The sequence below is a fragment of the Nostoc sp. PCC 7107 genome (genome assembly GCF_000316625.1).
Taxonomy (GTDB): domain Bacteria; phylum Cyanobacteriota; class Cyanobacteriia; order Cyanobacteriales; family Nostocaceae; genus Nostoc_B.
The window spans coordinates 2,318,484-2,340,246 of the sequence record NC_019676.1; the positions used below are offsets into that span (position 1 = coordinate 2,318,484).

Sequence of the window (21,763 nt, forward strand, 5' to 3'; positions counted from 1 at the left end):
TGGGCTAATGAAGAACAAGTGTATCAATTAATGAAAATTTCGCAATAGGTTGTATGAATAAATTATCGAACCACAGAGGCACAGAGAGCGCAGAGGAGGAGAGGCATTACTAAAATATCAAAGGTAATTTTAACTAACTTTAGGAAAAATAGTATTATTGTCAGAATTATAATTGTTGAGTTTTGTTATCGATAAATGTTTCTAACTCTTGCATAGTATATGCAGAAAGATTATTAGTAACCATATAACGAGAGAATTGTAGCGATACTCTAAAAAATGTCAAACATGGTTCTAACTTTTTCAAATCTTTTCTCTGTTTTTTATAATCTGATTTAGACATATTTTCTTGTAGTTTACGATGATTTAATGCTAATAGTTGATATTCATACTCTGCTTCTGCTTTTATAAGTGGATGTGAGTCATTCCGCAATTTCTCAGAAAAATTGTATTTCATTGAAAAAGTTCCATCCTCTTCACTTGGTGAGTGGTAGATAAATTCTCCTAGTAAGTTGATAACAGCCCAGCGAGTTGTGTAATATTGGCTGTTCACCATACTTTCAAGTAAATCCCACGAATTTTCCACACCCAGCCAGAATAATTCACCTAGTAGTCTCGGTAATAAAAGTGGGTCACTTTCACGATATTTATAGAAACCTTGCAGCAAAACAGGCACACTATCATAGCTGCATATTTTTCCTAGTGTATAAATTACTTGTTTGCGGATGAAGTGGTTTTCTGCAAATATAAGACGTTCTAACTCAGGAATAATCACAGGTTCTAATTGGGTTTCCCAAGATATTTTGCAAGTCTCATTACGAGAACAGCTTAAGACAAAATCTGTAATGAATAGTCCAGCAGAACCAACAATATCTGGATCAGGATTTTGCAGCATTTTAATTAAAGTCTCAACTGCGCCAGGAGTTATTACCACCTCAGCCATATAGTCTGAGTCTCCTAAGTGAGAGAGATAGTTAATAATTTTAGTTTCTAGCATTTTTAATGAGAAGATTCTTTCAAGTCAAAATAACTATTTCTGCAAGGCTTTGATTTCTTGGGTTATCTTGTTATAACCTGATTTATCTCCCTGTTCTTGAAATAATTGTTCAGCTTTTTTAAAATCTATTAGTGCTGCTTTTTGCTTACCTAGTTGGGCGTTGACTAATCCCCGATGATAATAAGCTAAACCATAGCTAGGATTAAGTGCGATCGCTTGGTTGAAATCTCTCATCGCCGCTTGATAATCTTTAACTTTTACCCGCGCCAAACCCCTTCCATAATAAGCGTAGGGGTTTTGAGAGTTAAGTTTAATCGCTTTTGTGTAGTCTGCGATCGCTTCTTTATATTTACCCAACCCAAAATGAGCAAATCCTCGGTCATGATAAGCATTAGCATCTTGAGGATTCAATGCAATTGCTTTGCTAGAATCTGCTTGGGCCTTTTCGTAGTCTCCCAAGCGATAAAAAGCATCACCTCGATGGTTATAAGCCACATAATTCTGCGGATTTATTTTAATAGTTTGCGTAAAATTATCTACAGATTCTTGATAGTTTCCTTGTTGATATTCACTGATACCTTCTTGATAAAGTATTTGCTCATTATTTATATGTCTCAACCATTGACCAAAGTGTCCTATAATCAGAGCTACTAATAAACTAGTAATTCCTATAAATATCAGCCTGAATCTGGGAAATTGGAGTTTTTGGGGTTGGTATTGGTAATTCTTTAATTGCTGGAGGTCATTGATAATTTCAGTTACAGACTGGTAACGTTTACGGTAGTCAAAGCGTATCATTTGATTAATAATTTTTGTCAACTCCTGGCTAACTTTAATTGTTCTATCATGCCAGATAATTTCACCAGTAAGTAAGTTTTTTTGACTTTGTAATCTTGATATTTCATCTTCAGATAACCCCATAATTGCTGCGATCGCAATTAGTCCTAAAGCATAAATATCACTATTGTATTGGGGTTGACCTTGCAATTGTTCTAGAGGTATATATTCTAAATTACCAACTATAGTTGTCACCATTTCTTGTACAGAACCAAAATCAACTAATACCAGTCGATTATCTGAATATCTGCGAATAATGCTTGCTGGGTGAATATCTTGGTGAATGACATTGCGATGATGTATAAAAAATAAAATATCTAATATTTCTAATAATAAGTTAATTACTTGGTCTTCCCTTAAAGGGAATCCGACTAAAATTTCTTCAGCTAATTCATGACCATCAATTAATTCTTGAACTAGATAAAATTCTTCATCTGCTTCAAAATAAGCAACTATTTTTTGAATTCTATCGTTTTCTCGTCCAAGTTGTTGCAAAACCTTAGCTTCCTTAAAAAAGCTATGTCGCAGCCAATCTAAATTTTGAGGATTGCTAGTTTCTGGACTTAGCTGCTTAATTATAAATTGCTGCTGAGGAATTGTAATATCTTCAACTATATAAGTTTTTACGGACTCTTCCGTATATAATAATTTTAGAATGCGGTAATGTGTAACCAAAATTTGATCATCCATATAGATAAGCTTTTATACGAAGTTATCTGATTATATATTAGTATTCTTACTACTATAATTTTTGTGGGGATCAACCTTAGTTACAAAAAATATACAAAGACTAAGGAAATTGTAATTCATCTGATTAATTTTCATAAATGGCACAAAGAATCAGAAACAAACCGGGAAACAATTCTGTAGGAAAATGCTATTTTCACTGGATATTACTCTGCTATAGTTGACTTTTCATACAACAAGTGCTTAATTTCCATCTCTTGGTTATGAGGTGGAGTGTTGCTGAGTAATTACTCAATAATTTACTAATCTAACTTATTGCCGTGGGATCACTCATGACATACTATTGCTCAGTACGGTAAAAGAGTTGTAATCGAATTGCTATAAACGCTCAAAAGCTTGAAAATCAACTTATTTAAACGCAACAAAAATCAAGTAAGTGCGACCAAGCGTCAATTGATCGAGGCGCTGTGTCGGCGTGATACTGCGGCTATTCAGAACTTGATGATGCGATCGCAAAATACTATCGGCGAAGAAAAATTAACTGAGATAGTCAACGAAGTATTGTGTGAATGCGATGCTGACAGCCACAATTGGTTTTTTGCCAGTTTTGTAGGGCAATTTAGATATCAACAGATGCAGCAAGCCGCCCAAAATAATGTCTTTCATATATTAGTGAATGCAGGTTTAGAACCAGGAAAAGACTTTAGTTTTGGGCTAGATGGTGAGATGATTGTTAGCGATCGCGCCAAGCAAATCTTACTTAATCATCTGCCCCAAGAGGAACGGAGATTTTTTGAGGCTCAATTGCAAGTTTCCCAGGTTGCAGACCCTATTTTGGCAATTGAAAAGCAGTTGGGTTGCCCATTTTATACAAATTTAACGGAAATAGCGGCTCATCAGGTGCAGGAACTGAATAATCCGCAAGCTGCCGCTTATTTAGGCGTATTACTAGCTGGTTTAGTCAAAAGGCATCCAGCCCTCCAAGATGTGGACTTTCCGACAAAATTTATTGTTAATACGCTGCAAGGTTTATCACAACAGCGAGTCACAGAAATATTAAATGATCCAGAAACAGATCCTCAATTTGATGAAGTAATTATATTTCAGGATTTATTAGCCGCAATGGCAGAACCGGAAATGAGTGACGCAGAGGATTGTAACAGCCTAGAACAACTCAAAAAGCTAGATACCGTTTGGTGTGGTGAATATCGGCTGGCAGAAATCGTCGCCAGCCTAGAAGAATTATCTCAGGAGTAAGAAACCCCCTCAGATGAAATTGCGTCAACCTGGATGTTGATTTAGTTTATGCTGGCACTACAAATTTTTCGCTACCAGCGAGATCAAAGGCTGCATGAATTACTTGTAAAGCTTTCACACCTTGTTCTTGAGCGACGACACAACTAATTTTAATTTCTGAGGTAGCAATCATTTGAATATTGATTTGGTGTTGTGCCAACGCTTCAAACATTTTGGATGCAATACCTGGTTGTCCTACCATCCCTGCACCGACAATACTGACTTTAGCGATCGCACTATCTAATACAACTTCACCCCAGCCTAATTCGGCTGCGACTTGGGTAAGTAGTTTTTGGGCAGTTTCCCCATCTATGCGCGGAACTGTAAAAGCAATATCCCGTTTAGGAACACCATTAATTAATCGGCAGCGTTGAGATTGAATAATCATGTCAACACTGATGTTGTGCTGTGCCAATATACCAAATAATTTTGCCGCCATCCCGGCTTTATCTGGAACTTGACGAATCGCCAGACGTGCTTGGTTCATATCTAAGGCGACACCGCAAACCGGGCGGGAGTAGGGAGTAGGGAGTGCTGTTAGCGGTAGCGGGGCGTTCAGCCCGTGCTGAGTATTAAATATTTGTTCTGCTCCTCTGCTCCCCTGCTCCCCTGCGCCAATTTCAAAAGCGTTACTTAGTGCAGCCACGGCGCGATCGCAGTCTGTCGCATCAACTACACAGCTAACTTTGACTTCACTAGTAGAAATCATTTGAATATTCACACCTGCTTCGGCGAGAGTAGCAAACATTTTCGCCGCCACCCCCGGACGACCAATCATCCCTGCACCAGAAATACTGACTTTAGCAATGTCCTGTTCAATCATCACTTCCGCTTCGTCTGATTTGGGGTTGGATGGGTTTCGGAGTGCAGGTGCGATCGCTGATGCTACTGCTTCTGCCCGTTTTAATATCGGTGTGGTGACGGTAAAGGCAATATCGTTGCTATTACCTTCGTGAATTGATTGAATAATTAAGTCTACATCGACGTTTTGGCGGGAAATTTCCCCAAATAACTTGGCTGCTACCCCTGGCTTATCAGGTACCCGCAATAAAGCTACTTTTGCTTGGTTGGTGTCAAATTCTACTGCATCTACAGGACGAGCTATTTCTAAATTTACGAGCGATCGCTCTTGGGGTTTGCGGGATGTTACCCAAGTACCAGGGTCTTCTGTCCAGCTAGAACGCACTACCAAAGGTACACCATAGTTGCGGGCAATTTCCACTGAACGGGGATGTAATACTTTTGCTCCCAAGCTTGCCAGTTCTAGCATTTCATTACAGGTAATCGCATCCATCAACTGGGCTTCAGGAACCAAGCGCGGATCTGTAGTTAAAATACCTGGCACATCTGTATAAATTTCACAAAAATCTGCTTGGATAGCTGCGGCTAAAGCGACCGCAGAAGTATCCGAACCACCACGTCCCAAGGTAGTAATTTCTAATTCTCCAGTGCTGGATATTCCCTGAAACCCAGCTACCACAACTACTTTGCCTTGATTAATATGACGTAGCAATCGGTCAGTTTCTATATGCAGAATCCGGGCGCGGGTGTGTTCTGCTTCTGTAACAATTCCTACTTGTGCGCCAGTCATAGAGATAGCTGGCTGGCCAAGTTCTTGCAATGCCATACTCAAGAGAGCGATCGTTACCTGCTCTCCTGTAGAAAGCAGCATATCCATTTCCCGGCGGTTAGGATTTTGAGAAATTTCGCTGGCTAGTTTCACAAGTCCATCTGTGGTTTTTCCCATTGCGGAAACCACCACAATCAAGGAGTTTCCTGCTTTAACTGTTTTATACACACGCTGTGCAACAGCTTGGATACGTTCGACTGAACCGACAGATGAACCACCGTATTTCTGAACTATAAGCGCCATATCTTTGTCTTGAATGAAGTTTGCCTACTTTCATCAAGGCTCCTACCGGGCTAGGAAGCTTTGAAGGCATTAGCAGTAGTTATTTAGTTTACTAACTTATCAGATTCAGTTGACACAAAAAATCGTCACTTGTGTTTTGTGATAAATTTTTCTGCATATTGCATCTAAAATATCACCAAAATAAAAGGCAAAAGCCAAAAAAATTTCTTTTGACTTTTGCCTTTTTACTTTTTACTTATATTTATTCGCCTGCTGCACGCTTAACTTGGCGGGACTCCAACCACAAGGGAATGGCAATTACAGCTACTAAAATGAGTAAAGCTGCGATCGCAAATTGACTTACCCAAGTAACCAATTGTTCTAAAGAAATTACTCTGCCAGCAAAAAAAGCTAATGTCACCATCACAGCAGCCCAGGTGGTGGCTCCTGCTAGGTTATATAAGAAAAATTTTAGGAACGGTACTTCTGCTATTCCCGCTAGTGGAGCAGCAAAAATTCGCAAAAGCGCGAAAAAACGTCCAAAAAATATGGCTTTAGCGGCATTTTGACTAAACTGATCTTTAATATTCAGTAATTTTTCTTCAGAAATCCTAAATATTTTACCTATTTGCAGCAGGAAATGCCAGCCACCGAGTTTACCAACCCAATAGCCGCAAGCACTACCAAGTACAGCACCTGCAACAGCATCACCTAGAACTAACCAGTAACTCAGTTCATCACTACCAGCTAGAAACCCACCTACAAGAGTTATGGTTTCACCAGGAAGAGGAATGCCCAAGTTTTCCAGTAAAATTCCCAAAAAAATTGCCCAGTAACCATACTGGTGGGCAAATTCCTGGATGTTTTCTAGTGAAATAAATTCAAGAGACATCCCGCACCGCCGCCTTTACAATTTTTTACCTTTACTCTATCTTGGCGCGTTTGTGGCTGGAGTGTCAATCAAAGTACTGTTTTGTCAAACCTAATTCATGCTCAAAGACTGACCCAGTGATGGTAAAAATTAAAGGGGATAGGGTTGTGGGGGTGTATGGGTGTACATTAGCAGAACTCTTACGCCAAACCTTCATACGTAATTTTTATCCCAGTTAATCGCTAACAAATTGATAAAATCTATAAATTATTTAGTATTGACTATTATGCGTTTAGGCATTACTAACACAGGTGCATAGTAGTTGAAACAAATCAATAAATTTTCATAAAAAATTCATAAAAATCTCATTAAATTATGAAAATCTCGTAAAAGCTATTATTGATACTGAATTTACCAAGCCTTTGTGCATATATTTAGGGAAGTTAACACAAATTATACGGCATGAATACGTAAACATATAGTATCGACTCACAACAGTGAGTTCACAATACCTGTGAATTAGCAGTTTTTAACTGTTGAAACCGTGCAGTATTGATGTCAATGTTCATTTTTTCAGTAGTTCAACTACCCAGATAAATACATGACTATCGCACAAGAATTGCAAGTGGTCTTATTCAAACCCCAAGGGAGCATAGACTTGGAGGGTGGTATTGCTCTCAGCCAAACTATGGCAGAAGTAGTACCCCAATCTGATCAACTTTGGGTCATTGACCTAGCAGAAGTAGATTTCATGGATAGTTCTGGTTTGGTTCCGTTAGTCAAAGCACTGACATCTGCCCGGCAAAGTGGTTGCCGCCTAGTTATTTGTAATGTCAAAGCTCCTGTAAGGTTAATTTTAGAACTGACTCAGTTGGATTCAGTTTTTGAAATTTTTAACACTTACGAAGACATTACCAATATTGTCAGCACATAGCCTTTGACACTAGCAAACTAACCTCTAATTATAGTACTAAAAATTGTTAGTGTTGACCAAAAGCAATTATCTTTTTTACCATTAATAATTGATTTTCGTGATGCTAAGACTCAGTACTTTTGCAACTTTGGTACATTACAAATTTGACTGAGAAAAAGCTAAAATATTACAGCCTGTAATTGCAGGCTTTATTTTTTTAAGCATTCTGCACAGTAGAAACATTGCCTTGTCCAGTGACGGGGCGAGGAAAGTTAGGTAAGTCAATACCGCTATGACTGGAAGTGCGAGTTTTGAGTGCTAAACGGTAACTTACGCTTTGTAGTTCAGCTTGCAGTTTGCGATTTTCTCGTTGCAAGATTGCTACTTTCTCCCTAATTGGAGCCATCCGTTCCTCAAATTTACGACGATAAATTTGTGGTAATTCTTGTACTACCTGCTCCAACATCCGACTGCGATCTGTTAACTCTTGCACAGACTGGCGAAGTTGATAAATTTCTGCATCACGAGTAGCAATTTGCTCTTGATAAAATGTTACCTGTTGCTCAACAGCTTGTAATTGTTCTCGTAACGCCTGCAACTGACTGAAGTCGCGTTCAGTTTCAGAACGCTGGGGCATAAAATTAGCATTGCCCTTAACCAGCCGAAAGAGTTCTTGAGATAGCTGTTGCACTAATTGGTCTCGCAGTTGCAACTCTTGGCGCAATTGCGCGGCTTCTGTAGAGAGAGCTTGGATGTTGGGTATGTCAGTTTGGCTCACAGTGGCTTGCAGCTCCCATTGACGAATCTTTTCTCATCTTAGGTATAACGGCGATCGTACTGCCTTTGGCAAGTACTTGTTAATTTAGCATTCCCAACCGAAGCAGAAAAAAGTCAAAGGTAAAAAAAAAATTTTGTTTTGCTGTAGTTAGTACTGAGTTTTGAAGTACAAATACTCATTACTCAGTACTAGTAGTGCAAGGCGAAGGTCAAAAGTCAAAAGTCAAAAAGGCACTCTTTCTTTTTACTGTGAACTTTTGACTTTTTGTCCTAGACAGTTGCGGCAACTTTCTCTGCTGCTGCTTCTGCTTGTGCTGCTGCTGAAACTTCTTGCTTAATGGTTAAGTAGCGAATTACCTCTTCACTCAACCGCATAGCACGTTCTAAAGGAGCAATAATATTTCCCGGCCCAGTGTAGTTCATTTGGATGTAGATTCCATCCCGTTGCTTTTTAATTTCATAAGCAAGACGACGCTTACCTCGATTTTGAATTTCGATATTCTCGGCACCTTGGTCTTGAATCAAGGTTTGGTATTTAGCTACTGCTTGCTCTACCTGCTCGTCACTAAGGTCAGGACGCAGGATATACATTGTTTCGTAAACTGTGGACATGAGTGAGAAATCTCCTTTTGGACAAGGTGGCTGCCAGAGTGAAATTATACAAAGATTCCTAGAGAATATCCGTACATTTCAACATCTGAAGCAACAAGGAACTATAATCTTACCAGTTTTTTATATGAATCATCAGCAAAATCTGCCAAAATGCGGACTTTAACTAAAAGTTACTTTATGGGTAAATAGTGTGCGATCAGGAATTCAGCCTTTGGTAAACAACAGCAAATTAATTGAACTATTGGCTGAACCAACAGGTATGCTTCCCAAAGGGAACTTATAAACTCCTGATTCTCATTGCTAAAGATTTTCCGCGCTCAAGGCTCTTAATTGCAGACAATAAGGATATTATCAAGGTTATGGCACAGCGCTATGTGCGAGTTCAAAATCCAGAAGGCAAAGTTTATTATGGGTTGCTACAGCTATCTCTGAATGTACAGGCGCTGGATGCGCCACCTTGGTTACAGGGACAACCGACAGATTTAGTTTTAGCACCAGATAGTTACCAAATTCTTTCCCCTTGCGCTCCCTCAAAAATTGTGGCCGTAGGTAAGAATTATGCAGACCATGCAGCGGAGATGGGAACACCCGTACCAAGTGAGCCATTAATTTTTCTCAAGCCACCAACATCGATTATTGCCACTGAGGCCGAAATCAAGTATCCACATCAGTCTCATAGAGTTGATTATGAAGGTGAATTAGCTCTAGTGATTGGCGATCGCGCTTGTGACTGCACTCCAGAAGAAGCCCAAACCAAAATTTGGGGTTATACAATTGCTAATGATGTGACAGCGCGAGACTTACAACAAAAAGATGGTCAATGGACTAGAGCTAAGGGGTTTGATACATTCTGCCCCTTAGGCCCTTGGATCGTCCGCGAATTGAATCCAGGTGCAAGATTGCAGACTTTCATCAACGATGAGGCGAATCCCGTGCAATCTGCGGGGATTGATCAAATGGTCTTTTCCCCTGATGTTTTGGTATCTTACATCAGTAAAGTGATGACTCTGATTCCCGGAGATGTCGTACTAACAGGTACACCATTGGGTATTGGCCCCTTGCACATAGGCGATCGCATTCGGGTGGAAATCGAAGGCATTGGTCGTCTAGAAAACACCATAGTTGCCAGGTAACAAGTGCTGAGTCAATCAATTTTGGACTTTAAATTTTGGATTTTAGATTAAGAAAATCTTTCAATCTAAAATATGCAATCCAAAATTCCTCTGTCTCTCGCCTCTATCCCCAAATAATTCATGCGTCCAGTTACCGAACCTGCATATAAACAGCATCGGAGATTGCGGGGATTTCTGCATAACGTCCCAAAAGTGACTGGACAACTGAATATGCTACTGCTGCTACGATACCGATAAAAATAGTGCTATACAGAGTTTCGATCGCAAAGTTACTACTAGGAATTTGCCCCAAAATACCAGTTATGATGCTACACAAAAAGATAACAATGTCTAAAAGAATTGCCTGCATGGTGTTAAAACGAATAAAGTGGGAGATTTTTTCGTTTCTGACTACTAACAGCCATAAAGCAAAGAAAATAATCAATCCGGCGAAACTAATGCTGTAATAAAGACTGATTAACGGCATCAAAGGTAAAAACAGTATTTGTAACACAGGAAATTGTGTCAGCAAAAATTTACTAAATATAAAAACCTCAACCAGCGGTAGCAAATAAGGTAAACAAGCGAAAATGCGATCGGAAACGTTTGTAGAACCACGCCAAGCCATTTTGCGTTCTCCTGTGGCAGAATTTTCAGAGTTACTTGAGCCTAGGATAACGCAGTTGTCTAGTTTCCCAGAAGCAGCAATTATCGGATTTCAGCAATCCGAAAGCCCATGATACACTCATACTGCTCTGGTTGTTGTTCTGTAAGTTTGCGAATAGCTTGACCACAATGCAGTTGACCGCTACGCCAACGAGGTTGACCACTCCTGTCAGCAAGTAAACAAGACTGGCAAACCTGCTCAGGAGCAAGGATTTGATCATCCATTAAAATGACTAACATCCAAAGACCTCCTGTAAATCCTCAAAACAATTCGGATGTGTTCAGGGGAGAAATTCATTTTTGGTATCGAAGAGCCGCTAAGAGCAGAATTGACATCTGCTAGACATTACAGTAATTTTGCTCTTAATTAGCTACTAAATGAGCTTGTACATCTGCTCTAACGTACTTTTTGATCAAAATGAGGCTAGTAAGCCAAAATTTCCCAGTGAACCTTAAATTTATTGTATGTTGAGTCTCTTGGAGATAGAGTTATGGAGTAATAACTCATACATAAATTTTTACACCTAGTAGAAAAAGTCTGAAGTGTAAACTCTCAAGCATGAAATGGAAAAAACAGCCGCATCAGCTTTTTGGCGATTTTGAATTGTCACTCTATTTACACTGCGGCTTACTAGATTAATTCGCGTTGGCGTTCTCTTGACAAGTATTAAGTTCAGGTTCCGGAAAGAGGTTTATAATAATTAACACATTAATGGGACTTAATCGGGCTGGAATCTAAAGTAATACATTTGAGTTACTACCAATATTGAATAGTCAGCAGTCAAAAAATCTGGCAATGTAAACATTTGACTGCAAATTATTACTTTGAAACTAGGTTCCAAAAAAACACCATTGTGCAAATTTCCACTAAGGATAGTGAAAGTGACTAGGACTAATTCAGATTTTCTTGCTGATTCTGATCCCGCGATCGCCGAATTAATTAACGAAGAACTCCAGCGTCAACGCGACCACCTGGAGTTAATCGCTAGTGAAAACTTTACCTCTGCGGCTGTCCTGGCTGCTCAAGGTTCAGTTTTAACTAACAAATATGCCGAAGGATTACCGGGTAAACGTTACTATGGCGGCTGTGAATTTGTCGATAAAATCGAGCAAATCGCCATTGACCGAGCTAAACAAATGTTTGGTGCGGCTCATGCTAACGTGCAACCTCATTCTGGCGCTCAAGCGAACTTTGCCGTTTTCCTGACCTTACTCGAACCAGGAGACAAAATCATGGGGATGGATTTGTCTCATGGTGGACACCTGACTCACGGTTCACCTGTCAATGTTTCTGGTAAATGGTTCCAAGTTAGCCATTACGGTGTAAGTAAAGCAACAGAACAACTTGACTACGACCAAATTCGAGAGCTGGCGCTAAGGGAGCGTCCCAAGCTGTTGATTTGTGGTTATTCTGCTTATCCTCGCATCATTGACTTTGCCAAATTCCGTAGCATTGCTGATGAAGTTGGTGCTTACTTACTCGCTGATATTGCTCACATCGCTGGTTTAGTAGCAACAGGCTTACATCCTGATCCCATTCCTTACTGTGATGTTGTAACTACAACCACGCACAAAACCCTGCGCGGCCCTAGAGGTGGATTAATTTTAACTAAAGATGCAGAACTGGGTAAAAAGCTTGATAAATCAGTTTTCCCAGGAACCCAAGGCGGGCCTTTAGAACATGTAATTGCAGGTAAAGCCGTGGCTTTTGGCGAAGTCTTAAAACCAGACTTTAAAACATATTCCGCACAGGTAATTGAAAATTCTCGTGCTTTAGCAACTCAACTGCAAAACCGGGGCTTAAAGTTAGTCTCAGATGGTACAGATAACCATTTGATGCTTGTAGATTTACGTTCAATTGGTTTGACAGGTAAACAAGCAGATCAACTAGTAAGTGGTGTAAATATTACTGCTAACAAAAATACTGTACCTTTTGATCCCCAATCACCCTTTGTCACCAGTGGTTTGAGATTAGGTTCTCCCGCTATGACGACAAGAGGATTGGGAGTTGCAGAGTTTACCGAAATTGGCAATATTATTGCCGATCGCCTCACAAATCCAGAATCAGAAACAGTCGCAGCTGATTGTAAACGCCGAGTAGCTGCACTGTGCGATCGCTTTCCCTTATACTCACACTTGCAAATTCCTGTACCAGCACTAGCATAAAGTCAAAAGTTAAAGGTAAAAAGGCAAAAGAATGATTGGTTTTTACTTTTGCCTTTTACCTTTTGACTTAAAAATCTTCTGCTGATAAAAGCCAAAAATGTAGTAGATATTAGGTAGAACCCTCCCTCGGCAGAGTTTTGTCTTAACCACTACTTAATTTAAAATACAGATGCCTGCTCAGATTTATCATCTGATTGCCTTTCTTGTGGCCGCCGTAGTCGTTCTCTGGACTACACCTGATGTTAAAAATATTGGTATAAAAAGTGGAACTGTAGATAAACCTGGTGGTCGAAAAGTTCATGAACGCCCAATGGTACGTCTGGGAGGAGTTTCTATCTTCGCAGGTACTTTCGCTTCTTTGCTAATTGTCTGGTGGTTAGGTGGATTTGGCAATTTGCCCCCTGACAAAGAATGGCAAATTTGGGGTGTCGCCATCGGAGGTCTGGGCTTTTTTCTCATTGGTTTAGCAGATGATTTATTAAATCTTTCTCCCTTGGGACGGCTACTATTACAAATTATCGTCGCCGCTGGTGCTTGGAAACTCGGTGTCAGTATAGACTTTATTACAATTCCCACAATTGGCATAGTTGAACTAAACTGGTTCAGTTTGCCGATTACAGTGATTTGGTTGGTGGGGATGGTCAACGCTATCAACTGGATTGATGGTTTAGATGGTTTAGCGGCTGGTGTGTCGGGAATTGCCGCTGTGGTCATGCTGTTGGTGTCTTTGTTTATGAATCAACCAGCCGCAGCCTTAATTGCAGCTGCCTTAGCTGGTGCAGCGCTGGGATTTCTCCGATATAACTTCAACCCCGCGCAAATCTTTATGGGAGATGGCGGGTCTTATTTTATGGGATTCACTTTAGCCGCTGTGGGCGTAATTGGTTTGGTGAAAATTCCCGCTTTCACAGCTGTAATTTTGCCTTATTTAATTTTGGCAGTCCCGATTTTGGATATGTCAGCAGTCATTTTGACCCGCATTCGTCGTGGTAAATTGCCTTGGGTGGCGGATAGGTGTCACTTACACCATCGATTGCTACAAGCTGGTTTGTCCCATCGCTGGACGGTTTTATTTATTTATACACTCACACTCTGGGTTGGCAGTTTGGCATTAGCTATAGCTGGTATCCCCAGTGGTATTGCTTATGCTTTTGGGACAACTTCATTATTAACTTACACTAGCTGGCGAGTTTGGAAACACTCTCAGCAAAAATAAAAAGTAACAAGGTAAAAGAAATACAGTAGTATAAATATCTTTCTTTTACCTTTTGCTTTAATTACATGAGTGCAGAAATTATTTGTGTTGGTACTGAATTGCTACTAGGAGATATCCTAAATAGTAATTCTCAATTTCTTGCCCAACAATTAGCGAAACTAGGGATTCCTCACTATTATCAAACAGTGGTTGGGGATAATCCCGAAAGATTAAAGCAAGTTATAGAAATAGCAATTTCTAGAGCGAATATTTTAATTTTTACTGGTGGTCTTGGCCCCACACCAGATGATCTTACTTGTGAAACCATTGCTGATTTTTTTGGCGCACCTTTAATAGAACGTCCAGAAATTATTGAAGATATTACTCAGAAATTTGCTCAACGCGATCGCGTTATGAGTCCTACCAACCGCAAGCAAGCTTTAATTCCTCAAGGTGCAGAAATTTTACCTAATCCTACAGGTACAGCACCAGGAATTATTTGGCAACCTCGCCCTGATATGACGATTTTTACATTCCCCGGTGTTCCCAGCGAAATGTATCGGATGTGGTACGAAACAGCAGTACCATTTCTGCAAAGCCAAGGCTGGGGAAAGGAAATTATTTACAGTCGGAGTTTAAGGTTTTGGGGGATTGGTGAATCTACTTTAGCTGAAAAAGTCTCTTCTTATTTCAACATACCCAACCCGACAGTTGCACCTTACGCGGGTAAAGGAGAGGTAAGACTACGAATTTCTGCCAAAGCAAATTCCGAAGTAGCCGCCGAGGAATTGATTGCACCAATTGAGAAGCAACTCAAAAAAATTGCTGGGTTAGATTGTTACGGTGCTGATGATGATACTTTAGCTTCGGTAGTTGGTGAATTGTTGCGTTCCGCCAAGGAAACTGTATCAGTAGCAGAATCTTGCACTGGTGGTGGATTGGGGCAAATGTTTACGGAAATTTCTGGTAGTTCTGATTATTTTTGGGGCGGAGTAATTTCTTATGACAACTCAGCAAAGATTCGACTATTAGGGGTGAACCCCAAAGATTTAGATAAATTTGGGGCTGTTAGTTCTGTAGTAGCTGAACAAATGGCGCTTGGGGTGAAAAGCTGCCTGGAAACTACTTGGGGACTGAGTATCACTGGGATTGCTGGCCCTGGTGGGGGAACAGAGACAAAGCCAGTAGGTTTAGTTTATATCGGTGTAGCAGGGCCAAATGGCGAAGTGAAAAGTTTTGAGTATCGCTTTGGCACAATTCGGGAACGCTGGTTTATTCGTCATTTGAGCGCCTGTACAGCCTTGGATTTGCTGCGTCGGCGGTTGTTGATGAGGTAGGGAAAGATGCGAAGCGATCGCACTACAAAAGCGATCGCTGTCTGAAAATATTGCAGATGCCAATCTTATACCAATTTGAAAAAAGAATGCGACAAATGGTAAAAATAGACAGAAGTAGCATTCAGGGTATGTGATGGTAGGGGTAACACAAATCGAGATAGAAGAAAGTGTCGAGGAACTAGAGAAGTTGCTCAAACATCAAAAACAGTCTCGGAGCAAAGAACGTATACAAGCCCTATATCTGATTAAAGGGCAAGAAATGAGTGTAAGTGAGATTGCTAAAATCTTGGGAAAACATCGAGCTACAGTACATCGATGGTTGGCAGATTATCGAGAAGGAGGAATTGAGGCGGTTGTTGAATTTGGAACGAGTTCAGGTCGAAAAAGAGCAATACCAGATTGGGCTGTATCGAGTTTGAAAAAACAACTCGAACAACCAGAAGGTGGGTTTCAACGGTACACACAAATACAACATTGGTTAGAAAAAACCTTGGGTGTGCAAGCTGAGTACGCAACTGTACATCATCTGGCACGTTACAGGCTCAAAGCCAAGCTGAAAGTCCCACGTCCGCGTAACCGAAAACAGGACGAAGAAAAACTAGAGTCTTTTAAAAAAAACTCGGTGATGACTTGCAATTAATTGCTCAATACAGTGCCATTATCTTGCCTCAGTACGAAAATATTCGTTATTTTGTACAAGATGAGAGTCGATTTGGACTCAAAACCATTGAAGGACGTAAAATTACTCTTCCCGGAGTTAAGCCTATTGGTGATTGGCAGTGGCAATTTAAAGCGTTCTGGCTATATGGAGCAGTTGAACCACTTACTGGGGAAAGTTTATTTTGGCAGTTTTCTCATGTTGATACCGAATGCTACCAACAATTTTTGAACGAGTTCGCTGCCTGTTATCCCAAATCACTTAACATTCTCCAAGTTGATAACGGCTTATTTCATCAAGCTAAACGTTTACAAATTCCAGAGAATATTGTTCTTTTGTTCCAGCCTGCTCATTCTCCTGAACTCAATCCCATAGAGCGCGTTTGGGAATATCTCAAGCAAGACTTGAAATGGGAGCTATTTGATAACAGGCGAGCATCTGCAAACCAAGGTTGCTCAACTCCTAGCTCTCCTCACTCCTCAAATTGCTGCTTCTTTGACTGGTTATGACTTCATCCTCAATGCCTTATCTGTCGCAAACATTTTTTGAATTGGTATTACATTTCTCATTTTTCCCAATTTAATTGATGGCTACCTGCATAACTTCTATGCTTTCAGCATTCAGCAATTTTTGATTAATCATTTTTAAAACTTTAGCCTCCTCTGGCGTAATTACTCCATCTAAATTAGCTATTTTTTGACATTGCGCTAAAAGAGGTATAGCAAAATCACTATTAATTTGCTCAAGGAGCGTTTCTAAAGATGGTGGCGATTTTATGTGAGATGCAATTCCATCTATGGACGCAGGGCTAAGATTAGCTGCTTGTAATTCTGGTAAAATATCTTCCCAAGATTTACCAGGATTGCCTGCTAAGACAATGTGAACCAAGATTTGATCCATAATTTGTTCTTGAGAAATGGCAGCTTCAAGATATTTTTCACTTTGTGCCTGAGCAGTTATTAGAGTAGCCTCAAAAGTTAGCGGATTTTGCTTTGCTTCATAAAACTGACAAGCTGCATAACCAAGTGCATAAATCATTACTGCATTAGAACTAGCAGCAATGACTGCTCCCGCCACTGGCAGATTTCTCAATAAACCCAAACCTGCTTTAATGGCTGTTTTTCCACCTAAACCTAAACCAAAAATTGCTACTGCTTCCCCTTTACGCTCTGAGTCTTTTAAATCCATACCATAGGCAGCAGCGATTTGATAAACTAACTCTACAGATAAGGCCGCAGTAGCAGCCCAATCAACTACAAACATTGCTGCTGCTTGTCCTGGCGCAAGGCTACTAACAAGACCACTTCCTCCTGCCATAACAGCTTTTTCTAACATGAGGTGATGGGAAATCTGGGCTGGTTTCTCATTAGGGCGTTCTTGTTGTAATTTTCTCACAGCAGCCTCGGCTTTAACTACATCAACCTGTTCAATTAAAGGATTCAGCCAATCGTAATTTAAAGATTTTATTGCTGCCTGTAATTGGGGATTATTCCCAACAATTACTATTGCTTGCCCTGCTATTTGGGTTGCTTGCAAAGCTGCGCCACCAATTGCCCCGCCAATACCTACAGCAGCACCCGCAACGACTTGCCCTGCTTGAACAGCAGCATTTCCCACTGCTCCAGCTGTTCCTGCTACGGCTCCAAAGAGCGACCCGAAAAAAGATGGTTGTGATACTGCTAATTCACTATTAGCTGTTGTTTGAGTAATTGCCGATGAAGTTTGAATATTTGCTTTAATTACTGATAAATCTAACTCAAATTCTTGTTGCCAATCGGGGAAATCTTCTCCTGTTTCTAGCCCATATATTTTGACTTTTTTAACTGATTCAATTACCAAATTTGTCAATTCTTTCTGAATTACTGGAACTAATAAATTTTGTTCTGGAACTTTGGCTGATTCCAACATTACTTGTAAGTAATCTTGTTTAATATTAGTTTTTGCTGTGATATTAGGTAAATTTAACCATTGCATTAATAATGTATTAATCGCATTGGTATCACCCTGTTTAGCCAGTTCCAAAATATTTAGCTGTGTCATAATTAGGTGGGAATACTGTACTTGGTTAAGTATTCCCATAAGCAAATTGTATGTAACATATATGACATCTGTCTATTAAATATCAGTCATTCCAAGTCAGCTTATCAGTACAATCAATCTGTAGAGACTTGCTGTATCGTTCACATTTTGTTACAAAAGTACAAAGAACTTCTAGAGACCCATAACCAAATGTTCGGCGGACTAACTGGTTTACAAGATCCTAAAGGCACTGACTGGGGTGAGCGAATGCTCAACACAGTTGCCAGCCAAACGATTCGCCATTTGTTTACACAAAGCGAGTCAGTAGAAGTCTTTGTACGCTGCTATCCCTCCAGCAAGTTGTTGCAAGGCAGCATTGATAGTTTCAAAATGAGTGGTCGCGGCTTAGTCATCCGCAGAGATTTTGCAGTAGAGGAGATGACTTTTGAAACGGATGCAGTAGCAATAGACTTTAGCGCGGTATTAAGTGGCAAATTGAGCCTCAAGCAACCTACCCAGGCGATCGCTCAAGTAGTATTATCCGAAGCAGGCATTAACCAAGCCTTCAAGGCAGAACTGGTTAAAAAGCGCCTAGTGAACCTTGATATACCTGCCTTAACAGAATTATCTGGTGGTAAGCCAGTTTCCTTTCCTGAAATTCAAGTAAAACTATTGCCAGAAAATCGCCTACAGATTTTCGCAAAAGCTGATTTAGATAAAGAGGAACTCGTACCAGTCAATATGACAGTCTCCATCGCTGTAGAACGGCGGCGGCGGATTTCTTTTAAGAACCCCCAAATAGACCTTGAGCAAGTACCAGAAGCGCAACAAGAAGCTTCCCAAACCCTGAGCATAGTACTAGCAGAGATTTTAGATAATATGGTCGATTTAGACCGTTTTGACCTTGATGGAGTCAAAATGCGACTCAACCGCTTAGAAACTGAAGGGCAAAAATTAATTTTCAGTGGATATGCGGAGATTGAGCGTATTCCTCGTAGCAGTGGGACTTAAGTATAAAATTTTCTAACTGACGTTTTATAGCAGACATTTATTGCAATTAAAGTCAGTCGAGCAAAACTTTTATTTACGTCTATGCGCGAGATAAAAAAATAGGCGTTGCATAAATGCGGGATGAAATCATAAAATTCTACTTTTCAAACTCTTGCTCTTTGCGTGAGACAAAAATCATCCCCTCAATCAACAACGCCAAAAAATATTTATAACTAATTTTTCCTCAGTTCCAAATTTTGCTGATGGCTGACTTCTAAAGGTAAGAATATAGTTAATACCTCGCCATATTGAGGACGTTGGCGGACAATTAGCTTACCGCCAATTGCTTGGAACAGGTGTTTAGTTGCATTTAAATTCAAACTAATCGTTCCTGTTTCTGGTTGAAACATTAACAATTGACCCAGAGCTTTACGAATGGGTGGTGTGACAAATGTCTCTGCTGCATCTGTGTCTTGACACTGAAGTTGCGGCGATAACTGTAGCTTGAGTTGATCCCCCGCCGGGATAACCTGCACTTGAATATGGCTACCAGCAGGCAAGCTGCGGGTAAAATTCTCCATCAAACCCGTGAGAACCCGATCTAACATTGTCGGATTACTGACAACTGTGGGAAGTTGTTGCGGTACTACAACTTCTAAGGTGAGGTTACGCCGAGTTGCTGCTTGTTGCCAACGAGGAATGCTCTGTTGCAGAACTTGATTGAGAGACATGGGTGTGAGATGAGTATTAGTAGCTTTCGTTGCAGCACAAGTTTCTAGTTCTGCTGCTTTGAATAGCAACTCCATCCGGTCAATTTGCTCAGTACACTCATGATCAATAATTTTTAAGCGATCGCTCACACCAGTAGGTAAGTCTCGTCGCTTGAGTAGTAAGCGAGTCATGGTGCGAATAGTTGTTAAAGGCGTGCGAACCTCATGAGCAAAAGCTTGGAGCAATTCTACATCGGGGACTGGATGTGGAGAATTAGGGATTGGGGGTTGGGGATGAGGTATACTTGTTGCCGTTTCCCAGTCTTTACTGACTTCTGGTTCTGGAAATTCCTGAAGTAACAACTGGCTAAACTGCATAGCAATGCGATAATCTGGCGCTACAGGCAAATACTGCTGAACTAAAGCATCGAGTTCCGCGCAAAAATCGGGATTAGTCAGCATTACCCGCGCTCCTATGGCTCGCCATGCTTGCTGAACTATCTCTGGTTCAAAGGAAAATGAAAATACTTTGTTGCCATTCTTACGTTCTGCTAAAACCAGCACTAATCTGAACTTATCTGTAAATACTAAGCAAAATTGCTCTGCTACTAGAGGATCAGCAGGGAGTAAGGGAAGGACTGCTTCTTGAAGGGAATGTTCTTCAACAACTGTCGCTGTTGTGGGCATTTGAAACGGCATTAAAGCCAAGGGGTTAAATGGCTTGGCGGTGAAAGTAACCGTCTGTAAGTTTTGAGTTAATGCTGGTTGACTAAATAAGGGTGCTGGTGCAGCTAAGACTAATGCTGGTGCAGCCGTAGGAGAGTTGATTGCTAATGTGTCGATTAATAAATGTTCTGTGGCTGCTAAACTCATGCGCCACTGTCGCTCTGCCTTGGCTGGTGAACATTCAGCTATAGTTGATTGACTTTCGGCTAAAACTTCACTCAAACTTGGCAAGATCCATTCGTACACAGGTTTTCACCCCTTGTTGCAGAGCGATTAATAAAGTAAAAAAGTAATATTGCACTACTACTTTAGAGGTTATAGTTATTTTTGTACGAGCAACAGTAGTATAACCGAACAAGATAAGGGCAATTTCCCCGTCATCTGGGAAAATTTCACAGTTGATAGTTAAATGTAGGCGATCGCACCTTATAGAAATTACTCAAGCAAAAGTTAGTTGTATCACTTCATTTGAATCCTAAATCTTGGATATCAATCACATTGCGATCGCGGTTTAGCAGCAGAAGATATTGGTATATGAATATGGGGAATCAGGGTGTTGGTATTCAAAACCCTTATTTCCACTATCAAAAACTAATCTTTTGGCGTAAGTTATGACTGATTGGCTGAATTTTTCAATCTCGCATACTGTGGTTTACAAGGGCTTCCCCAACAAACCTGTCCAGAAGGCATATTGGCAAATACAGTACTTCGAGCGCCAATAACAGCATTTGCACCAATTTCAACGCCGGGGCCAACAAAGCAATCTGTTGTTACCCATACCCCATTATGAATAGTAATTGGCGCTGTTTTTAACCTAAAAGTCGGGTCTTGGATGTCGTGGCTACCAGTACACAAGTAAGTTTTTTGGGAAATTACACAATGTTCACCAATGTTAATCTCATCCAAGCTGTATAGAACTACATCATCACCAATCCAACTGTAGTCACCGATGGTAATTTTCCAAGGATAAGTGCAGCGAACAGTAGGTCTAATCAACACACCTTGACCAATACGCGCACCGAAAAGTCTGAGTAAGGAACAACGCAGACTATTCAAAGGATGGGGCGTTAAGGGAAAAGCGATCGCCTGGACAAACCACCATAACAAAACATACCAGCCTGGACGACCACGGTCAAACCCGGATTGGTCATATTTGCGTAAGTCTACGAAAGATTGGTCATTAGTCATTTGTCAATAATCAATAAAGAATAGGGACTGGGTAGCAACATTTCACAATACCCAGCCCCTAGTATTTAATATCTGTAAATAAAGTACCCATGATCAATTGCTCTCAAGCTCACTATATGGGTTTCTTTATTTCAGACCGCGTACTTCATACTATTTG

General features: G+C 40.4%; 20 protein-coding genes. 9 read left to right on the plus strand and 11 right to left on the minus strand.

All coding sequences use genetic code 11. The annotated features are described in order from the left end of the window. Positions 1-166 precede the first annotated feature (166 nt). Together NOS7107_RS09990 and NOS7107_RS09995 are read right to left on the minus strand one after the other, a co-directional pair. Positions 167-994: a HEAT repeat domain-containing protein gene (locus tag NOS7107_RS09990; protein ID WP_015112851.1), complete on the minus strand. Its 828-nt coding sequence runs from the start codon at positions 992-994 to the stop codon at positions 167-169. Between the two features lie 33 nt (positions 995-1,027). Next, positions 1,028-2,521 (minus strand): tetratricopeptide repeat protein, encoded by a 1,494-nt coding sequence (locus NOS7107_RS09995; protein ID WP_015112852.1) that lies wholly within the window; start codon positions 2,519-2,521, stop codon positions 1,028-1,030. A gap of 393 nt (positions 2,522-2,914) precedes the next feature. Here NOS7107_RS09995 and NOS7107_RS10000 point away from each other — a divergent pair, with 393 nt between their 5' ends. Continuing rightward, positions 2,915-3,775 carry a hypothetical protein gene (locus NOS7107_RS10000; RefSeq protein WP_015112853.1) on the plus strand — a complete coding sequence of 287 codons (861 nt, stop codon included), beginning with the start codon at positions 2,915-2,917 and terminating at the stop codon, positions 3,773-3,775. A gap of 46 nt (positions 3,776-3,821) precedes the next feature. On the opposite strand, the gene NOS7107_RS10005 is transcribed toward NOS7107_RS10000, so the two are convergent. Both NOS7107_RS10005 and NOS7107_RS10010 read right to left on the minus strand, forming a co-directional pair. Further along, on the minus strand, positions 3,822-5,687 hold the full coding sequence (locus tag NOS7107_RS10005) for an aspartate kinase (protein ID WP_015112854.1): 1,866 nt from the start codon (positions 5,685-5,687) through the stop codon (positions 3,822-3,824). A 241-nt stretch (positions 5,688-5,928) separates the two neighbouring features. Next, entirely contained in the window at positions 5,929-6,558 is a 630-nt protein-coding gene (locus NOS7107_RS10010) for a DedA family protein (protein ID WP_015112855.1), read from the minus strand. 580 nt (positions 6,559-7,138) lie between these two features. On the opposite strand from NOS7107_RS10010, the gene NOS7107_RS10015 reads away from it, so the two are divergent. Then, positions 7,139-7,471, plus strand: coding sequence for an STAS domain-containing protein (locus NOS7107_RS10015; RefSeq protein WP_015112856.1), 333 nt, complete (start codon positions 7,139-7,141; stop codon positions 7,469-7,471). Between the two features lie 196 nt (positions 7,472-7,667). Here the strand turns inward: NOS7107_RS10015 and NOS7107_RS10020 are convergent, their stop codons facing one another. Together NOS7107_RS10020 and rpsF are read right to left on the minus strand one after the other, a co-directional pair. Then, complete coding sequence (locus tag NOS7107_RS10020) at positions 7,668-8,228, minus strand: Npun_F5560 family protein (RefSeq protein ID WP_015112857.1); 561 nt, start codon at positions 8,226-8,228, stop codon at positions 7,668-7,670. Between the two features lie 269 nt (positions 8,229-8,497). Then, the gene (rpsF, locus tag NOS7107_RS10025) at positions 8,498-8,839 is read right to left on the minus strand and encodes a 30S ribosomal protein S6 (protein WP_015112858.1); all 342 of its coding nucleotides are present in this window, start codon (positions 8,837-8,839) and stop codon (positions 8,498-8,500) included. A gap of 359 nt (positions 8,840-9,198) precedes the next feature. Between rpsF and NOS7107_RS10030 the strand changes: the two genes are divergently transcribed. Continuing rightward, on the plus strand, positions 9,199-9,972 hold the full coding sequence (locus NOS7107_RS10030) for a fumarylacetoacetate hydrolase family protein (protein ID WP_015112859.1): 774 nt from the start codon (positions 9,199-9,201) through the stop codon (positions 9,970-9,972). Positions 9,973-10,102: 130 nt separating this feature from the next. Here NOS7107_RS10030 and NOS7107_RS10035 read toward each other — a convergent pair whose 3' ends face one another. Together NOS7107_RS10035 and NOS7107_RS10040 are read right to left on the minus strand one after the other, a co-directional pair. Continuing rightward, positions 10,103-10,579 carry a Tic20 family protein gene (locus NOS7107_RS10035; protein ID WP_015112860.1) on the minus strand — a complete coding sequence of 159 codons (477 nt, stop codon included), beginning with the start codon at positions 10,577-10,579 and terminating at the stop codon, positions 10,103-10,105. 80 nt (positions 10,580-10,659) lie between these two features. Continuing rightward, complete coding sequence (locus tag NOS7107_RS10040) at positions 10,660-10,857, minus strand: hypothetical protein (protein WP_015112861.1); 198 nt, start codon at positions 10,855-10,857, stop codon at positions 10,660-10,662. A gap of 642 nt (positions 10,858-11,499) precedes the next feature. On the opposite strand from NOS7107_RS10040, the gene glyA reads away from it, so the two are divergent. From glyA to NOS7107_RS10065, 5 genes are all read left to right on the plus strand, one after another. Continuing rightward, the gene (glyA, locus tag NOS7107_RS10045) at positions 11,500-12,783 is read left to right on the plus strand and encodes a serine hydroxymethyltransferase (RefSeq protein WP_015112862.1); all 1,284 of its coding nucleotides are present in this window, start codon (positions 11,500-11,502) and stop codon (positions 12,781-12,783) included. Between the two features lie 169 nt (positions 12,784-12,952). Beyond that, positions 12,953-13,999, plus strand: coding sequence for a glycosyltransferase family 4 protein (locus NOS7107_RS10050; RefSeq protein WP_015112863.1), 1,047 nt, complete (start codon positions 12,953-12,955; stop codon positions 13,997-13,999). Between the two features lie 65 nt (positions 14,000-14,064). Then, positions 14,065-15,315: a competence/damage-inducible protein A gene (locus NOS7107_RS10055; RefSeq protein ID WP_015112864.1), complete on the plus strand. Its 1,251-nt coding sequence runs from the start codon at positions 14,065-14,067 to the stop codon at positions 15,313-15,315. A 133-nt stretch (positions 15,316-15,448) separates the two neighbouring features. Then, the gene (locus NOS7107_RS10060; RefSeq protein WP_044499669.1) at positions 15,449-15,955 is read left to right on the plus strand and encodes a helix-turn-helix domain-containing protein; all 507 of its coding nucleotides are present in this window, start codon (positions 15,449-15,451) and stop codon (positions 15,953-15,955) included. After that, positions 15,946-16,482, plus strand: a complete 537-nt coding sequence (locus NOS7107_RS10065; RefSeq protein WP_083889664.1) for an IS630 family transposase — start codon at positions 15,946-15,948, stop codon at positions 16,480-16,482. Before NOS7107_RS10060 ends, NOS7107_RS10065 begins: the two co-directional genes overlap by 10 nt. A 70-nt stretch (positions 16,483-16,552) precedes the next feature. Here NOS7107_RS10065 and NOS7107_RS10070 read toward each other — a convergent pair whose 3' ends face one another. Next, positions 16,553-18,052: a hypothetical protein gene (locus NOS7107_RS10070; protein ID WP_015112865.1), complete on the minus strand. Its 1,500-nt coding sequence runs from the start codon at positions 18,050-18,052 to the stop codon at positions 16,553-16,555. Positions 18,053-18,202: 150 nt separating this feature from the next. On the opposite strand from NOS7107_RS10070, the gene NOS7107_RS10075 reads away from it, so the two are divergent. Continuing rightward, positions 18,203-19,003, plus strand: a complete 801-nt coding sequence (locus tag NOS7107_RS10075) for a DUF2993 domain-containing protein (protein ID WP_015112866.1) — start codon at positions 18,203-18,205, stop codon at positions 19,001-19,003. 212 nt (positions 19,004-19,215) lie between these two features. On the opposite strand, the gene NOS7107_RS10080 is transcribed toward NOS7107_RS10075, so the two are convergent. Continuing rightward, positions 19,216-20,664, minus strand: a complete 1,449-nt coding sequence (locus NOS7107_RS10080; RefSeq protein WP_015112867.1) for a sensor histidine kinase KdpD — start codon at positions 20,662-20,664, stop codon at positions 19,216-19,218. 363 nt (positions 20,665-21,027) lie between these two features. Continuing rightward, positions 21,028-21,606 (minus strand): hormogonium polysaccharide biosynthesis acetyltransferase HpsU, encoded by a 579-nt coding sequence (gene hpsU / locus NOS7107_RS10085; RefSeq protein ID WP_015112868.1) that lies wholly within the window; start codon positions 21,604-21,606, stop codon positions 21,028-21,030. Positions 21,607-21,763 lie beyond the last annotated feature (157 nt).

Bases quoted from the DNA above. Each gene is read 5' to 3' on its own strand.
- NOS7107_RS09990 (WP_015112851.1), bottom strand. From the start codon at position 994: ATGCTAGAAACTAAAATTATTAACTATCTCTCTCACTTAGGAGACTCA.
- NOS7107_RS09995 (WP_015112852.1), bottom strand. From the start codon at position 2,521: ATGGATGATCAAATTTTGGTTACACATTACCGCATTCTAAAATTATTA.
- NOS7107_RS10005 (WP_015112854.1), bottom strand. From the start codon at position 5,687: ATGGCGCTTATAGTTCAGAAATACGGTGGTTCATCTGTCGGTTCAGTC.
- NOS7107_RS10010 (WP_015112855.1), bottom strand. From the start codon at position 6,558: ATGTCTCTTGAATTTATTTCACTAGAAAACATCCAGGAATTTGCCCAC.
- NOS7107_RS10015 (WP_015112856.1), top strand. From the start codon at position 7,139: ATGACTATCGCACAAGAATTGCAAGTGGTCTTATTCAAACCCCAAGGG.
- rpsF (WP_015112858.1), bottom strand. From the start codon at position 8,839: ATGTCCACAGTTTACGAAACAATGTATATCCTGCGTCCTGACCTTAGT.
- NOS7107_RS10030 (WP_015112859.1), top strand. From the start codon at position 9,199: ATGGCACAGCGCTATGTGCGAGTTCAAAATCCAGAAGGCAAAGTTTAT.
- NOS7107_RS10035 (WP_015112860.1), bottom strand. From the start codon at position 10,579: ATGGCTTGGCGTGGTTCTACAAACGTTTCCGATCGCATTTTCGCTTGT.
- NOS7107_RS10040 (WP_015112861.1), bottom strand. From the start codon at position 10,857: ATGTTAGTCATTTTAATGGATGATCAAATCCTTGCTCCTGAGCAGGTT.
- NOS7107_RS10050 (WP_015112863.1), top strand. From the start codon at position 12,953: ATGCCTGCTCAGATTTATCATCTGATTGCCTTTCTTGTGGCCGCCGTA.
- NOS7107_RS10055 (WP_015112864.1), top strand. From the start codon at position 14,065: ATGAGTGCAGAAATTATTTGTGTTGGTACTGAATTGCTACTAGGAGAT.
- NOS7107_RS10060 (WP_044499669.1), top strand. From the start codon at position 15,449: ATGGTAGGGGTAACACAAATCGAGATAGAAGAAAGTGTCGAGGAACTA.
- NOS7107_RS10070 (WP_015112865.1), bottom strand. From the start codon at position 18,052: ATGGGAATACTTAACCAAGTACAGTATTCCCACCTAATTATGACACAG.
- NOS7107_RS10075 (WP_015112866.1), top strand. From the start codon at position 18,203: ATGTTCGGCGGACTAACTGGTTTACAAGATCCTAAAGGCACTGACTGG.
- hpsU (WP_015112868.1), bottom strand. From the start codon at position 21,606: ATGACTAATGACCAATCTTTCGTAGACTTACGCAAATATGACCAATCC.